Annotated in this window: 12 protein-coding genes and 2 pseudogenes; 10 read left to right on the top strand and 4 right to left on the bottom strand. The window is 58.6% G+C overall.

The features are described 5' to 3' along the window. Window positions 1-143: 143 nt before the first annotated feature. The 5 genes from AC1RZR_RS21195 to AC1RZR_RS21175 all read left to right on the top strand — a co-directional run bounded on the left by AC1RZR_RS21195 (window position 144) and on the right by AC1RZR_RS21175 (window position 3,798). Window positions 144-617 carry a YidB family protein gene (locus AC1RZR_RS21195; protein WP_481825873.1) on the top strand — a complete coding sequence of 158 codons (474 nt, stop codon included), beginning with the start codon at window positions 144-146 and terminating at the stop codon, window positions 615-617. 438 nt (window positions 618-1,055) lie between these two features. After that, entirely contained in the window at window positions 1,056-2,318 is a 1,263-nt protein-coding gene (locus tag AC1RZR_RS21190) for a site-specific integrase (RefSeq protein WP_481825872.1), read from the top strand. A gap of 140 nt (window positions 2,319-2,458) precedes the next feature. Beyond that, window positions 2,459-2,662 (top strand): helix-turn-helix domain-containing protein, encoded by a 204-nt coding sequence (locus AC1RZR_RS21185; protein ID WP_481825871.1) that lies wholly within the window; start codon window positions 2,459-2,461, stop codon window positions 2,660-2,662. 205 nt (window positions 2,663-2,867) lie between these two features. Continuing rightward, the gene (locus AC1RZR_RS21180; protein ID WP_481825870.1) at window positions 2,868-3,173 is read left to right on the top strand and encodes a hypothetical protein; all 306 of its coding nucleotides are present in this window, start codon (window positions 2,868-2,870) and stop codon (window positions 3,171-3,173) included. After that, window positions 3,166-3,798 carry a hypothetical protein gene (locus AC1RZR_RS21175; RefSeq protein WP_481825869.1) on the top strand — a complete coding sequence of 211 codons (633 nt, stop codon included), beginning with the start codon at window positions 3,166-3,168 and terminating at the stop codon, window positions 3,796-3,798. Before AC1RZR_RS21180 ends, AC1RZR_RS21175 begins: the two co-directional genes overlap by 8 nt. Here AC1RZR_RS21175 and AC1RZR_RS21170 read toward each other — a convergent pair. Further along, entirely contained in the window at window positions 3,773-4,636 is an 864-nt protein-coding gene (locus tag AC1RZR_RS21170; protein WP_481825868.1) for an aldo/keto reductase, read from the bottom strand. The genes AC1RZR_RS21175 and AC1RZR_RS21170 overlap by 26 nt on opposite strands. A 534-nt stretch (window positions 4,637-5,170) precedes the next feature. Between AC1RZR_RS21170 and AC1RZR_RS21165 the strand changes: the two genes are divergently transcribed. From AC1RZR_RS21165 to AC1RZR_RS21150, 4 genes are all read left to right on the top strand, one after another. Beyond that, complete coding sequence (locus AC1RZR_RS21165; protein WP_481825867.1) at window positions 5,171-6,607, top strand: FAD-dependent oxidoreductase; 1,437 nt, start codon at window positions 5,171-5,173, stop codon at window positions 6,605-6,607. An 89-nt stretch (window positions 6,608-6,696) separates the two neighbouring features. Beyond that, a complete protein-coding gene (locus tag AC1RZR_RS21160; RefSeq protein WP_481825866.1) occupies window positions 6,697-7,557 on the top strand; it encodes a PDR/VanB family oxidoreductase in 861 nt (286 codons plus the stop codon). 415 nt (window positions 7,558-7,972) lie between these two features. Next, window positions 7,973-9,073, top strand: coding sequence for an alpha/beta hydrolase (locus AC1RZR_RS21155; protein WP_481825865.1), 1,101 nt, complete (start codon window positions 7,973-7,975; stop codon window positions 9,071-9,073). A 406-nt stretch (window positions 9,074-9,479) separates the two neighbouring features. Further along, entirely contained in the window at window positions 9,480-10,478 is a 999-nt protein-coding gene (locus AC1RZR_RS21150) for a LysR family transcriptional regulator (RefSeq protein ID WP_481825864.1), read from the top strand. A 305-nt stretch (window positions 10,479-10,783) separates the two neighbouring features. Here AC1RZR_RS21150 and AC1RZR_RS21145 read toward each other — a convergent pair whose 3' ends face one another. Then, complete coding sequence (locus tag AC1RZR_RS21145) at window positions 10,784-11,920, bottom strand: PQQ-dependent sugar dehydrogenase (RefSeq protein ID WP_481825863.1); 1,137 nt, start codon at window positions 11,918-11,920, stop codon at window positions 10,784-10,786. Window positions 11,921-12,107: 187 nt separating this feature from the next. On the opposite strand from AC1RZR_RS21145, the pseudogene AC1RZR_RS21140 reads away from it, so the two are divergent. After that, window positions 12,108-12,222 (top strand): annotated as a pseudogene (locus AC1RZR_RS21140) (helix-turn-helix domain-containing protein); the annotation flags it as partial. Between the two features lie 55 nt (window positions 12,223-12,277). Here AC1RZR_RS21140 and AC1RZR_RS21135 read toward each other — a convergent pair. Further along, window positions 12,278-13,504, bottom strand: a pseudogene (locus AC1RZR_RS21135) (MFS transporter); the annotation flags it as partial. Between the two features lie 809 nt (window positions 13,505-14,313). Further along, window positions 14,314-15,702, bottom strand: coding sequence for an MmgE/PrpD family protein (locus AC1RZR_RS21130; protein WP_481825862.1), 1,389 nt, complete (start codon window positions 15,700-15,702; stop codon window positions 14,314-14,316). Between the last annotated feature and the right edge of the window lie 36 nt (window positions 15,703-15,738).

Raw genomic sequence — 15,738 nt, 5'->3', positions numbered from 1 at the left:
GCGAAGAGGGCTTGCGGCAGGCCTCGCTGCAGGATTTCGGGACGAGACGGGCTAGCGCGGGCGCATTAAGTCTACCGGAATCGAACGGGGCGGAACCTTTGCGAGCACGGGACCTTCTCTCTGTGACCCAAGGGAGGAAACCAATGGCAAATCTGGGAAAACTTGCTGTCGCAATGCTCGGCGTTCTGGCCTACCAAAATCGCGACAAGATCGGCGACTTGATCCGCGGCGCGGGAAATCGCGATCCGAACAACCCGCAAGGCGGGCTCATGGATCAGCTGTCCAAGGGTGTATCTGGGACGGCGCTTGGGGACATCCTCGACCGCTTCAGAAATGCAGGAGTGGGATCGAAGGTAAATTCGTGGGTGGGGACCGGAGCCAACGAGCAGATTGAACCGAAAGAAGTGGAGGCGGCAATAGACGAGCACACCCTCACGTCTCTTTCGATGCAGACCGGTCTGTCGCGCGATGAGTTGATTGCCAGGATCACGAAAGATTTGCCCGAAGCAGTCGACAAGCTAACACCAGACGGTGAGCTGCCGGCAGCCAATGCGACCCAACAGACTGATGAGACTACACTGCTCGATCCGGCGCCAACACACACACCCGAGCGGTAGGCTGACATTATCGAACTCTTGAGATTTCAACGAATGAGAACATCCTCGCCGACGCGGCTGCCTGCCACGTTATGGACGAGAGAAAAGCCTGAATCTCCTACGTCGGAAACTTAGCCCGTCGCCTCACGGGTGGCGAGCTTGCGTTTGAACCCTATAGAACCCGGAAGCCCCAGCGCCAAAGCACCACGTAGGTTCTTCTGTTTAGTATGTTGATTTTTCTTCATTATTTGGTGAGCGCGTCGGGGTTCGAACCCGAGACCTACTGATTAAAAGTTTGCGTTTTTCATCTATGTATATCGATGGCGATAATTGGCGCCTATTGGGAAGCGCCTGATAAATATTGACTTTTCGGCCATATCGCCATTACCTTCCGATGTGAAGTATTGACGTCAATGGGCGGACGTGTTTCCCCCGTGTTCCCCGGAAGGTTCCTAACTGATGGAAAATCGGTCGCGCATTACCAACACGACGGTTACCGATGCACAGCCTCAGGCGAAAGAATATGTGATCTGGGATTCCGCTATTTCTGGCTTTGGGCTTCGTGTCAGGCCAACCGGCGGCAAGAGCTTCATATTCACCTATCGCACCGCTGGGGGCCGCGCCGGGCGTGTCCAACGTGTCACCATAGGAAACGCCCTTAAACTGAAAGCCGATCCCGCCAGGGAACAGGCAAAGTCACTTGCTGGACAGCACCACGGCGGCGGCAATCCGGCTGCAGAGATCGGCGCCGAAAAGCTCGAGGTGGCGTCACAGAGGAACGCACCGACGGTCGCTCAGGCTCTCGATCGGTTCATTGAAGAGCACGCCAAAGTCACGTTGAAAGAGAAAACGTGGAAAGAGTACGAGAGACTCTGCGACAAGATTCTGAAGCCACATTTGGGCAAGCTGAAGGTGGCTGCAATGACGTCCAAAGACGTCTCGGAGTGCTATCACGCGATCCGCGGAAAGCCGACGCAGGCGTCCTTGGCCATCAGGGTCCTGTCGTCATCCATGGGCATGGCCGAAGAGTGGGGTCTGCGCGATGCAGGCTCCAATCCATGCCGGATCCGCCTTAATGGCGCTCGTCGACGGGAGCGGCTGTTTAGCGATACGGAAGTTGCGCGGTTGCTTGCGACAATAGACTCGCACGAGAAAGCGGAGAAGATGACGAAGCCGGTGGCGCTCGCCCTGCGGCTTCTATTCGCCACGGGATGCCGTGCCGGAGAGATTTGCGACCTTCAGTGGTCGAACGTGGATCTCGAAGAAAGGTGGTTGGAATGGCGCTCGCACAAGACTGACGGCGGCGGCTCACTTCGGAAGGTTATCACCGGGGAGGCAGCACGGTTGCTAAAGCGCGCGGAGCGGATAGAGGACGTGGATTGGGTATGCCCCTCCCCCGGTTTAAGGCGGCTGCGTGTGGAGACAGTAGAGGCCGCATTTGAGCGCGTGATGAAGGCTGCCAAGGTCCCAGCGAACGAGAATGCTACCCTTCACCTGATACGGCACTGGTTCGCCACGGCAACCTATTCGGACGCGACGATACCCCTGCCGCTGCAAATGGCGATAGTCGGTCATCGATCGGTGGCCACGGCCATGCGCTACACCCACATTGGACGGGAAGCTCATCAGAAAGCCGCACTGTCTGCCGAAAAGAAGCGTTCCGCTGCGATCAAGGCCGGGGCAAAAAAGGGCAAGCTTCTCCAGTTTCCGAAAAAAGTTTGAAACCAGAGAAAGTCCTACTCTCCGTTGAGGTTTTGGCCTCTACCGGAAAATCTGTTAACAGGAAACGTCGGGAAAAACCGTTGTTTTCCAACTAAAAGAGACCAAATCCATCGTGCACAATGCCAACGATGGAGTTTCAGTTGAACAAACTACTGTTGCCGGTGGATGCCGGTAAATATCTCGGGCCTGAGGGCCATCCGGTCCCACCTACCACATTACAGTTTTGGCGAACGAAGGGTCGCGGACCGCGCTATATCAACCGCGGCGGCCGGATCTTCTACCGGCAGACTGATCTTGACGAGTTCATAGAAGGCAGTGTGACCGACCCGAAAGCCGTCGCATGACAATCGGCGGCCCTGACGAACTCACGCGACTCCGCCAGCAAGCAGCGGACGCCCAAGCATGCTTGGGCGGTCTGGTGGAGTGGAGAGAAGCCTCGCTAGACGGGTGCGGATGGTCACCCTCGCCGGCTGATATCGACCGCGCCAGGGACCGCCTAAAGGCGGCTCAACGGCTCCTCGAGGCACACTTGCGCATCGCGGTGCGTGGGTGATCGATCCCGAGACCGAAGCCGAGCTTGGCAAGATCATGCGAGAACACGGCAGATATCTCGCAGAGAACTTCTTTCTAGTGGATCCGCGCGATCACGTCGACGCAGAAACCCATCAAACTTTCCTCAGCACGTTCGAGGACGACGCCAAGCAACTCATCAGATCGTTCATTGAACGTTTTCAGGCGGGAGGCCGCTGGCGGCAAGAGGCTATCGACACCTTGCCGAGACATACGCCTTCGAAGCATTTCGACTGCGGTACGATGAGGTTCTGCGTGGGTCGGGGCATGGCTCGGCATGAGTAAGCACTTTCAACCACGTCACGTCCGCCTCTACCATTGGCTCATGGACTGCCCCGCATATCAGTCGCTGGACGTCTATGGTCGAACTCTCCTGGTGGAGTTCAAAAAGCGATACAACAGCACGAACAACGGCAACATCTCGTTTAGCGGCAGCGAGATGGAGAAGGCGCTCGGCTGCAGCAACAAGCCGGCCGATCGCGCACTTTCAGACTTGATCGACCGGGGCTTCGTCAAGGTGGCGAAGAAGGGGCATTTCGACTGGAAGACTCAGGCTCAAGGCGGCAGCCGCGCCAACACCTACATTCTGACGGAATACCCGATTGACTACCCGACGCGTGTCTTGGCTCCGCCAACGAAAGATTTCATGAAATGGCGCCCGGCGAAGGCACTTCAGAAAAAAACGCGGGGTGACGAGAGCACCGCAATCGGGGGACGACAGCACCGCATAGAAGAGAACATGCGGGTACCAGAGCACCCGAATGGGGTGACGACGGCACCCGATACGGCACAAAAACACGACATCAGTGGGGGTAAGAGAGCACCACCATATAGTATACCACTACCCCACGACGCAAATGCATCGTTAACTACCTTATCCTCAGTCAGTGTAAGGAGCTCAGCGCCGTGAAATCCTCGTCGCTGAGGGTGATCGAGGCAGCCGCGGTGTTTTCCTCGAGATGGGCGACCTTGCTTGTTCCCGGGATCGGAAGCATCACCGGCGAACGCTTGAGCAACCAAGCCAGGACGAGTTGGTTGCGCGTTGCGCCGTACTTCGCCGCCAACTGGTCTAGGACCGAGTTGGATGCCTTGCTGACATCGAGCGGTCCCCAGGGAACAAAGCCGATGCCTTCGGCCTCGCAGTACTGCAGGACGTCTTCACTCGAATCGTTGAACAGCGAGTACTGGTTCTGCACGGTCGTGACGGGGAAGTATTTCTGGGCCGTCTTGATGTCGTCGACCGAGACGTTGCTGAGCCCCGCATGGCGGATGACCCCCCGCTCGCGGATCGCGGCGATGGCCTCAAAGGACTCTTCGCGCGGCGTCTTGGGGTCGATCCGATGGTACAGCCACAAATCGATCCGCTCGACTTTGAGATGCCGCAAGCTGAGCATCGCCGCCTGGTGCAGATACTGGGCGTTGCCAACCCTGCCCCAACCTGAGGGTCCCGGCCCGGAGCGAACCAGTCCACCTTTGGTCGCGACCTTGACTTTGCCGTAGGGATGCAGCGTTTCGGCGATCAACTCCTCCGAGACGAATGGCCCATAGGAATCGGCGGTGTCGATAAAGTCGATGCCAAGCTCGGGGATCCGGCGCAGGGTTCGGCGCGCCTCCTCGAGATCCTCAGGCGGACCCCAGATACCGCTGCCGCCGCCCGTGATGCGCATGGCACCGAAGCCGAGCCGGTGGACAACCATGTCGCCGCCAATCGCGAAGGTTCCTGAAAGCGTAGCGTCGGGTTTCAGCATGATGAGACTCCTTCAAATAGGGGCTGATTTGATCAGGGGATATTTTTTCGGCGATTGACGATGGAGCCAGACCGCTTGGTCAGATGGGCTCGGCGGATAAGTGCTCAACCTCGGCGATGGAGAGCCGGCCAAGCGTTCGCCGCTCCATCCGGACACGTCGTGCAAAAGGCATCGTTATTTCTCTCCGCGTTACTTCTTATATGCACGAGGTCGTCCAAGTTCCGGTAGCCAAATCGGGGCGGGAACAACTGGGGGTATTACTTCCGTTAATGGAAGGCGATGCTCGTCACCTCTATAAGCATTGAACACGCAAACGGGTCCGCCGTAGGTTCATCCGGATCGAAGGAAGTCCATGAACTTGGAGAGACCGGAAGCACGCATCAGATGCTGATCATCGCGTTTGGGTAGAAGCGGTTCTGGCAAGCGTTTCGACGTCCTCAATCCAGCGACAGGGCAACCCATCACCCCACCCAAGGAAGCGATGCTGACTGGCCTTGGCAGACCGCTCTGAACTCTGCGTCAAAGAGGACGTGTATGCTTGGAAAGCTAAGCACAGCCGTCATTATTGGCGGCGGGATGGCCGGTTTGCTCACGGCTCGCGTCCTGTCTGAGCATTGTGACCATGTCACAATCCTCGAGAGGGATCATTTCGTGGACGCTGCCGTGCCGAGGGCCGGGGTGCCTCAGGCCTCCCATTCGCACGCACTGCTGACGCGTGGCCAGCAATTGTTCGAAGAGTTCTTTCCGGGCATTCTGGACGAGGTCGTCGCAACTGGGGCGCGCGTGATCGATCACGTCAATGACCGCAGGAGACTGGTCTCCTATGGGTGGCAGCCGCGCTTTCCCTCGGAGTTGCGGATGCTGCTCGTGTCGCGGGCCACGCTCGAGCTTTACGTGCGCCGGCGCGTCCTAGCCATTTCCAATGTGTCACTCGAGCAAGGCGTGCAGGTGGACGAACTGCTCGCCGACGATCGCAAAATTATCGGCGCCCGCCTGGCCGACAGTGAGAGCGATCGGGTCAGGGAGATATTCGCGGATCTTATTGTTGACGCATCCGGCCGAAGTTCAAACACGCCCGAGTGGCTTGAGAACTTAGGGTTCGGGAAGGTCGAGGAGCAACTCGTCGATGCGAAATGGGCTTATGCCAGCCGCTTTTTCAAGCATCCCGACAAGTGGCCGCACGACTGGCTGAACACAATCATGTGGCCGCAACTACGCCGCACCGACGCGCAAAGGACCCGCGGTGGCATCCTATCTCCCCTTGAAACGAACAGATGCATGGTCACGCTCGTCGGTAACTCAGGGGATTTTCCGCCCCGTGACGAAGCGGGTTTCCTGGCCTTTGCAGAATCCCTCATCTCGCCTGTTATCGCCGACTTCATCAAGTCATCGCTCCCGGTCAGCCCAATCACCTTCTTGCGGTCGACAGGCAACAGAAGGCGGCGCTATGACAGATTGGTGGGAATGCCTGACAACTTCGTCGTCATCGGCGACGCCGTCGCGGCTTTCAATCCAGTCTATGCTCAAGGCATGTCTTGCGCGGCACTCGAGGCTAAGGAGCTCGGCACCGAGTTGGGGGCTTGGCTAACGCTAGGACAAGATCTCGCCGGGTTTTCAAAGCTGGTTCAAGAGAAGATCGTCGCTTCGGGAAATTTCGCCTGGGCGATGTCGACACAGAGCGACTCGGCCATCGAAGGGGTCATTGGTATCCAGCCGCCGTCCCAGGCTGCTCTCGCTTACCACGAACGAGCAATGGCGCTCGGATCGATCGATCCGAACTTTGTCGTCAATTGCGAAAAGATGGCCAATCTGGTCGGCGACAACAAATGGATGGTCGACCCCGAAGTCGAGCAATTGGTGATCGACAATTGGGACACGCTCGGCGCCGCCGCGGGGGCTCCGCAATGGCCTGCCCCCAAGATCGGGCAACAGGCATCGGCTCGGCAACCCGACGGTCATCAGGTCGGGTGACTTCATGAGTCTGGCTGTCCTGCTGCTAACCATCGAGCGTGTGCAAGAGGAAGCGCTCGGCGTCCGATCGTACACATTAGGGGACGCCAGTGGCGGCGAACTCCCCTTCTTCACCGCTGGAGCCCACATCGATTGTCATTTGGGACAATGGCCTGGTTCGCAGCTATTCGCTCTGCAACAATCCGGACGACCGCCTGCAGTATGCGATAGCTGTTGCGCGAGATGACAAGGGGCGCGGCGGGTCTACCTTTATCCACGACAACTGGCGGATTGGCAGCCAGGTGGCGGTAAGCCTGCCCCGAAACAACTTTCCGCTGGGGGCCGATGCGGCGGCAACGGTCCTGGTCGCGGGCGGAATTGGTATCACACCGATCTTGTCCATGATCCGCACGCTTGAGGGGAAGAACGCTCCCTGGACGCTTGCTTATGCGAGTCGAAGCCGCACCCATGCCGCCTTCAGAGACGAATTGTCGACCTATGGCGACCGCGTGCGATTTCACTACGACGACGAAATGAGCGGAGTGCTCGATATGGCAGAGGTCGTCGCGCGAGCCGACCAGGATGCGCATCTCTATTGCTGCGGACCTGCCCCGATGCTGGCTGCGTTCGAGTTGCAATGTCGAGAGCGAGACCCGGGCAACGTGCATGTGGAATATTTCGCCAACGAGCAGTCGAGCGCCGGCAGGCAGTTCCAAGTTTATTTGCACAGGTCGAATCTTGTTCTCGACGTCGGGGCGGAACAAACCATTCTGCAGGCGGTCCTTGCCGCAGGCGTCGATGCGCCGTTCTCGTGCATGGAGGGTACGTGTGGCGAATGCGTCGCCAGGATCGTCGATGGGGTTGCGGACCATCGCGATCGAGTGCTGACGAGGCGCAAGCGCGCCGAGAACAAAGTGATGATGATCTGCTGTTCGCGCTCCATGACCGATGTCCTGACCCTCGATCTGTAGCGCTCATAAAGAAAGATGACCCTTTAGGTACGATCGTGCCGGAAACAATCAGGACGGCCGAAAAGCCGCTAATGACCGAGTGCCTGTCAATCCCGCAGGTGGCGCCGCCGACTAACTAGCTCGCAAGTACGGCAAAAACGCCAGAAACCGACTCGCCTGTCCCTGTCACCCTTTGGAAATGACTAGGTCCGCTGCGATCGGCGAAAGAAGACTCACCGGCATGCATCGCTACTCGCCGACCACCAGCTGTTGAGAGGTCTTCCCCAGTTCTTGGCCGTTGGATTTATATCATAATTGGATAAGTCCATTCTAATTTCAGCGCATAATCAAACGCTCAGAGAGGCCTACCTATGTCGTGAAGCAAAGCAGAGGCATAACGCCACCTCTGCGTCATCGACCAGCAAAGGAGCCTATTATGCAAACACAACTCGGAAATGGCCAAACCCTGGGCGATCAGAGCGTCTTCGATGGAAATCGGCGCAATCTTCTGAAGATGACCGGCGTCGGCATTGCCGCAATGGGCCTCGGCTCCTTGGCCGATACGCCGGCTTTCGCACAGTCGAGTGGTGTCTGGGACAAAGTTTTCCCGAAAAGCGAGACCGTCGATCATCAGAAGGTCTCCTTCACGAACCGGTACGGCATTACGCTAGCGGGCGACCTTTACTCGCCGAAGGGCCGTTCGGGTGAGCGCTTGGCCGCCATTGCCGTTGGCGGACCGTTCGGGGCGGTTAAAGAACAGTCGTCGGGACTTTACGCTCAGACCATGGCCGAACGCGGCTTTGTTACGCTCGCCTTCGATCCGTCCTATACCGGGGAAAGTGGCGGCGAGCCCCGCAACATTGCCTCTCCGGATATCAACACCGAGGACTTCAGTGCAGCGGTGGACTTCCTCGGGCTGAATCCGTCAGTGGACCGCGAACGGATTGGGATTATTGGCGTCTGCGGTTGGGGCGGCATGGCATTGAACGCCGTCGCAGTCGACAAGCGCGTCAAGGCCGTCGTGGCCAGCACCATGTACGACATGACCCGGCTCATGTCCCGGGGCTACAACGACAGCGTGACACTCGAACAACGCACGCAAATGCTTGAGCAACTTAGCCAGCAGCGTTGGCAGGATGCGGAAAAAGGAACCACGGCGTACGGTCCGCCCGCCAACGAGCTGAAAGGCGGCGAGGCGCAGTTCCTAGTGGACTATCACGACTATTACATGACGCCGCGTGGATATCATAAGCGCGCAGTCAACTCAGGCAACTCGTGGGTTCAGACCATGCCGCTGTCGTTCATGAACATGCCTATCCTGACCTACATCGCGGAAATCGCGCCGCGCCCGGTTCTCTTGATCCATGGCGAGAGGGCCCACTCGCGCTACTTCAGCGAGACTGCGTATGCAGCTGCGGCGGAGCCGAAGGAACTCGTGATCATACCGGGCGCCAGCCACACTGATCTGTACGACAAGGTGGACGTGATCCCGTTCGACAAACTGCAGTCCTTCTTCGGGAAACACCTCAGCGCATAAACCATGAAAGTGGCGCCGGTGTTACGCACCGGTGCCACTTCAAAATCGAGGACGTTGCCGACCAAGAATACAGGCGCTGATCACGGCGCCTTGGGCACTGGCCAGCAACCAGTTTATCCTAAGGAGCTTTCTTACTGCCGATAAGCCGCGAGTCAGGCTTCGGAGCGAGGAACACACTTTGCAATCTGACGCTGACCGGAGTGCTGCTCGAAGCACGTCTAAAGTCGTTACCAAGCGCGACGCTGCCCCAGGCGGAACGGCGCTTCGGGGTGTTGGTTGCCCCTGTTGATTGACCATTGGCCTTGCCCATGTAGACTGCCGGATTGATCGAGGCTGGTAAGTAAATGCGTCTCAAAAAGCGTTGGAGCCTTAGCCCTTTCGAACGAGATCGCCTGCGGCGCGCGCCATGACAGAACCTCACAGGATGTCGCACGGCCGTCGGTACGCAACAGACGCTGCGGAGCTGAGCGAAGACGTGCGGCTGCGCACGCGCGACATCGATCCCAAGAAGCTGATTTATTACGCGACGGTGATCGACCAAGGAAGCTTCACCAAGGCAGCGAAGATTCTTGGTGTCAAACAGCCCGCCCTTTCCATCTCCATGAACCGGCTGGAAGCCATCTTGGGGGTAAAGATTATGGAGCGGGGCTGGCAGAGTGTAACCACCACGCCGCAGGGCGATTTGCTGTATGCGCATGCCCGCAGAATCCGCGACGAAATATTTCTGGCGGACCACAACCTGCACGAGGTCGATCACGAAAAATCCCCGATCCGGCTGGGATGCCTCATGAGCCTGACGAGCAATGTCGTGCCCTCCGCGATTGCCCGGTGGCGTTCTGGGTTTCCCGACACAGAACTTCACGTCGCCGACGCGACGCAGTTGGACCTGATGAATGGGCTGCTTTGCCGCGAACACGACTTCGTCCTCGGGTTCACGGAACACCACCAGTTCTCTGGGGGGCTGCGCCAGCGGGTTCTCTTCCGCGACCGGCTATGCGTTGCCGCGCGCCCCGGCCACCCGCTGTTCTCCGAGCGCGAACTTACTCCGTCGTCGCTGGTGAATTACCCATGGGCATCTCTGCCTTCAGGGCCGTTCGACGTGAGGTTCGAGAATATTTTTGAATCCGCTGGCATCAGCCCGGTCAGCGGCGTCACAATATGCGTTTCCATTGCCTTGATGAAGACGCTCATGAGTTGCAGCGATCACTTGGGTTTGCTTCCAAGGCACGCAGTGCAGAATGAAATCGCCGACGGACGCCTGACCATCCTACCCATCACCATGCCCGAGTTCTCGCGCAGCATTGCGATCTTCTTTCGGGAAGGCTCGACAATCAAAGGCCCCAGCCGGGCCCTCGTGGACGAAATACAGGCATTCGGATCCCAGTGTTACAGGGCCGACGGCTGACGAGAACGCCGGAAAAAACATTCTTCAATCGAGCAGTGCGGCGAGAATTATGTGACTAATGACTGTTGCTGCGCCGCCGGCAACGATCGCAGCCGCGAAGTGACAAGTGTGGCGGTGAATCCGGGCACCCTCACCCCGTCAGATGCTGATTGGAAACTGGTCGGCTTGTCGAACAGGATCAGGTCGACTGCCAAACACCTGCGACGAAGGCAACCCTTGCTGGTCCAGTCGAGCTAGGTGTGGAGCCGCGCTGGCGGTGAGCCGTCGTCGGGAAGATGTCTGGTTGCCGTGAGCCAGTCTGGAAGTCACCTCACGGGAGTCAGCCGAACCAAGCCGCCGTTTGAGCTGTCCTCGATCACCCAGACCGCTCCGTCAGGCGCTACCGCGACGTCACGGATACGCGCGCCCATATCCCAGCGTTCGACCTCATCGGGCTGTCCACCAGCGTGAAACCCAACGCGCACCAGGGATTGGACGCGCAGGCCGCCTATCAGCGCCGATCCGCGCCACTGCGGGAACAGGGCGCCTTCGTAAAAGGCGAGTCCGGCCGGCGCGATCACCGGCGTCCAATAGACGGCCGGCGCCGCAAATTCCGGCCGTGTGGCGTGACGCGGAATCGACGTGCCACTGTAATTGTCGCCGTTGGAAACGACGGGCCAGCCATAGTTGAGATCCGGCTCGATCAGGTTGAATTCGTCGCCACCGCGCGGGCCCATCTCGTCGAGCCAGAGCCGGCCGTCCGGCGCGAAGGCGAGGCCATAAGGGTTGCGGTGGCCGATCGTCCAGGTTTGCGCCCGAACGCCGCCCTCAGTCGCATGCGGGTTATCTGTCGGGGTGGAGCCGTCGAGGTTCAGCCGCAACAGCTTGCCGCGCGCCTGGTCAGGGTCCTGCGCGCTGGTAGGCTGCATCCTGTCCCCAACCGTCAGGAACAAATGGTTTCCCGCCGGATCGAAGGCAATGATGCCACCGGGTTGGCCACCACCACCGGCTGGCGTCTGCCGCCAGATCGCGGTGCGATCCATCAGGGTCGCGCCGCTTGCTGATGCGGACAGCGTCGCCCTCGACAGCACAAGGCGGCCGCCGTCACCTGGTTCGACATAAGTGAAGTAGATGTGCGAACTCGTCTCGAAATCTGGTGCGACGGCAATGTCGAGAAGGCCGTTCTGACCAGAGGCAAGCACGTCGGGCACATTGGCCACCGGCGTCTTCTGGCCGCTCTGGGTCACGAGGAAGATGTGACCTGGCTTCTCGGTAATGAGCATCCTGCCATCTGGGAGAAAGGCGATCGCCCACGGCGTATCAAACTCGGCGACGCTCTGCGTGCGGAAGGGCTGCGAGGATGTCGCAACACGGCCGCCGGCATTGATACTCTCTGCATGGGCCGCAGCATTGGCGAAAAAGGCGACTGCCACTGCCGCCGATGCAAGGAGTGTCTTAGCCAAGGACGTCTTAGGTCGTACCATTTGAGTCTCCGATCGATGGGCCTTCCTCAGGCCGGCACAGATGTTCAGCACGACTTTCCTGATCGGTCGGCCTGCTTGGTTTCTCCGTCTTGCTGAGGATCTTCGGAAATCCGGCGCGGCTCCTTAATCACCATGGGTAGAACATAGGAACAGTGCGGGCTATTGAATTGTGGCGGTCGCGCGGGAGCGCGGTTTCACGCGAGCCGCCTCCAAAGTCGGTGTACCGCAATCGGCCTTGAGTCATATTATCCGCGAGCTTGAGGGCGAAGCTCGGCGTCCGGGATGAGCCATCCCTCGGGAGGCAGCCTCTAGCGTCGCCTCGGGCTCCAAAGCCTCGAGAGATCGTTGGTTGGTCTCGATCCCCGCGACAGCAAAAATAAGACCCACCAATAGATATAGCCCCGACAGGGCACCCACCACACCGCCAATCCCGAACTTATCAAACAAGGTGAGAATAATGAACGGGGAGACAATCAACCCAGCACGACCCACCATCTGAGCCAAACCGGCGCCACGGAAACGATACTCAGTTGGGAAGAGCTCAGGTGTTCCTCCCAAGGCCAGGGTCAGGAAGGCCGCCACGCCAGCGGTAAGGAGAAAGCCACAGATGACAATTGCCGACGACGATGACAAGAACGGATAAATGGCCCCCAAGGCGGCGCAGATTACGCCAAAGACGACGATACCCCAGCGACGGCCCAGGCGATCGGAGATAAAAACGCAAACCAGCGTTCCGATGGGAAACCCAGCCATCATTGCGGCGTTAAAGCCGAGCGAGTGAGTGACGCTCATTCCTTGCTTGACGAAGAAGGTCGGCATCCAACCCGTCATACTATAGGATCCGAATAGGGCAATCACGTTCACGACTATCGCCAAGAAAGTCCGCCGGATCACGGAACTTGAGAAAAGCACGAGAAACGAGGATGCTTTGCGCGGCCCTTCTGGCAATTCTGCTGTGACAGGCGGCAACGGACCTGCCTTGGACGCCTCCTTTTCAATCTCCCGCAGAACTGTTTCGGCCTCCCGCGTGCGACCCACTCTTTCCAGCCACCGTGGCGACTCCGGCAGCTTGCGTCGCTCCCACCAAATCCACAAAGTGCCGATCCCGCCAATCACAAACATCGCCCGCCAGCCTAGCGAAGGGATAACCGCGATGCTGACCAACGACGTAACAAAAACACCTAGGTTTGCAATTAACGCAAGCAGCCCGACATAGCGCCCACGATGCTCCGGTGGCGCGAACTCTGTGACCAAGCCATAGCCCATCACATATTCGGCGCCCATTCCAAATCCCATTACGGCACGAATTGGGATCAACCATGACATCGATGGCGCAAATGCACTGGCCAAGGCCATAGTGCCAAAGATCAACAGGTTAAATTGATAAGCAAAACGCCTTCCGAATTTGTCACTCAACAAGCCGGCAGCGGCAGCCCCAACCGTGAGTCCGCCAAATGTTGCCGACATGAATAAAGAATTGAGCTCCAAGGTCGACCAATGGTTCGCAAGCATCTGCGCCAATACGGAAGATGACAGTGTGTTGTCGAAGGAGTCGAAGAACATGCCCATTGCGACTAGCCACAACATACGCCGATGAAACGACCCGATTGGAAGACGGTCCAATCGCGCGCCGGCGTTTACAGCATTAGTCAACATTTCGGTACCTCCCTAGACAAGTTCGAAATTAAGCCCCGAGACAAAATGGGGCTTCGTGCGGCAGAGGTCCCCAATCACAGGTTGCGCGAATTAGCTACAAATCGACGGCCTCGATAATGCAGGCCGTATCCGCGCGATCGCGTCAGGCCTGCCCTCGCTCGTGGACACTTGGCGAGGGATCTTGAGTGGCGCAGACGTCCCGCAGAACCGACCTAGGTCGAGGGGCGGAGCTTCCGCCACCACTTACGACAATCGAAATTATATCCAGATTACCGTCAGACATGCGGACGGAATTGGCGTCATCGACGGAGGGTATAAGTCGGAGCTACAGCTGTACTGCCGTGATCACGGAGTTTTGAACTGCCAGCGAGATATTGCACCCGCGGGTGATTTTGGTGCAGGAGCAGCGGCGACAGATGGCCGGCCAATCATCGACCAAGTTGCAAGCCCTCGGTTTGAACGGCTCGCGCCCGTGTCCTTCTGGGTCTGGCCGGCAAGTCGGTCCCGGCCGCGGCAAGCGCTGCGAATTTAGGCGAGCGGCGTGTCGACATATTCGAGCACGTTGCCGCCCGCCCAGGCGCTCGGTCTTCGGCTTCATCATGTCGGCCCTGGCGATGGTTTGGTAGGACGCCGGCAACCCTTGGCATCGGCATAGGCTCAGTCCGCCACGGCGACTGGGCGGCAGATCCCGGATCCCCCAAAAAACTCCGCTACCCCTATTGATTGGCGGGGATCAGCAAATTGAGCAGATCGTCCAATCCGGCGGCCTGCTCGAGAGTCCAAATGCGGTCGATGATTTCCTGGCCACGTTGGGCCGACAGGATTTCTTGTGTCTGCCCCAAGAACTTATCTTCCAGGTCCTTGTCGCTCATCGGATTTTGCGGGTGTCCTCTCGGGTTTTCATGTTCGAAGATACGCGTTGCGCCGGATTTGAGCGTCACCTCGAAACGGCAGATCATCCGCCAGGGAAACTCGGCTTGCAGCGAATGATCCGGCACGGCTTCAATCCGGTCGACGAGCGCCAGGATCGTCGGATCCCGGAACCGGCGCTCGGTGAAAGTCTCGTGCGAAATCTCCCCATCGATGAGCGCAGCGCCAATCAGATAAGGCCCACTGTGATCGGCGGTTTCACGCGTCATGGGATTCCAAAGATTTGGGTCGTTCTGACGCGTGGACAACGATCGCTCATCCATGAAGACCTTCAAGGCTGAGATCTCGTCGGCACTGATCTCCTTGCGAAGACGCAAAGCAAGTTCCACTGGGGTCTGCAGCTCGTAGCGCAAAGGCAGCGATTTGAAATAGGTCTTCTCGATTCGGAAAGGCACGTCACCGCCACCGAAATCGCCGAGGGTGAATTTGCTGTTGAGCTGACGCATGAATCCGAGCTTGCCCTCAAACGCCAGTTCAGGGCCGGTTATCCCCTCGCCGGCCAGTTGCGCGGCAAACAGACCATTTCGGCTGCCGTTCGGCCCCGCCAGCGACTTCCAATGCGAAAGCTCGCCAAATCGCGTCTCGCCAAGTGAGACGTTGGGTGTCGCCGCGAGGCTGGTGGCTTCGGCGAGTTGTTTCTCGCTCAGCCCGAGGAGGCGGCCGGCGGCGAGAGCCGTCGCGATAGCATGCAGGATCGGATAGTCCCATCCGTTCGATCTCAGGACCACTTGCTCGGCGAACTGCCCGTCGACTTCATAGGCGATCACCGTTCCAAGCAGGAGCCCTCTGCCATCCGTCCTGACGGTTTCAGCAGCCGCAACGATGCCGCCGAGCGTGTCGCTGGGATGCGGGCCGACATCGCCTCGGGCAGGGCTGTGCTGTGTCCCGAAATAGTCGTCGCTGAAATCGGAGTAGCGGATCATGGAGCCGTTCACGAAGGCGGCAAGATCCGGACTGGTTGTCGTCCGTGTCCCGAACAGCGTCGCCGGCGTATCGGACCTTACCCGCCCCGCGATACGCCGCAACGCGGCGATCGGCTCTTCGTTGAAGGAACTGACGGCACAGCCGAGCGAATCCAGGATCGAGCGTTTCGCTGAATGTATGGCGGCTGGCCGAATCTCCTTATAGCGCAGGGAGGACGCGAAATGCGCCAGACTCTTGATCGTATCGTCCATGTAAACCCCAGGTGAAATTACGGTTGCTTTTGAAAT

The organism is Mesorhizobium bavaricum, from assembly GCF_056781655.1.
Note: the sequence above shows the minus strand (reverse complement) of the source record. Positions and strands in the feature narration are given on the sequence as shown.

Coding starts and splice junctions, on each gene's coding strand:
- AC1RZR_RS21195 (WP_481825873.1), top strand. CDS start 144: ATGGCAAATCTGGGAAAACTTGCTGTCGCAATGCTCGGCGTTCTGGCC.
- AC1RZR_RS21190 (WP_481825872.1), top strand. CDS start 1,056: ATGGAAAATCGGTCGCGCATTACCAACACGACGGTTACCGATGCACAG.
- AC1RZR_RS21175 (WP_481825869.1), top strand. CDS start 3,166: ATGAGTAAGCACTTTCAACCACGTCACGTCCGCCTCTACCATTGGCTC.
- AC1RZR_RS21170 (WP_481825868.1), bottom strand. CDS start 4,636: ATGCTGAAACCCGACGCTACGCTTTCAGGAACCTTCGCGATTGGCGGC.
- AC1RZR_RS21165 (WP_481825867.1), top strand. CDS start 5,171: ATGCTTGGAAAGCTAAGCACAGCCGTCATTATTGGCGGCGGGATGGCC.
- AC1RZR_RS21155 (WP_481825865.1), top strand. CDS start 7,973: ATGCAAACACAACTCGGAAATGGCCAAACCCTGGGCGATCAGAGCGTC.
- AC1RZR_RS21150 (WP_481825864.1), top strand. CDS start 9,480: ATGACAGAACCTCACAGGATGTCGCACGGCCGTCGGTACGCAACAGAC.
- AC1RZR_RS21130 (WP_481825862.1), bottom strand. CDS start 15,702: ATGGACGATACGATCAAGAGTCTGGCGCATTTCGCGTCCTCCCTGCGC.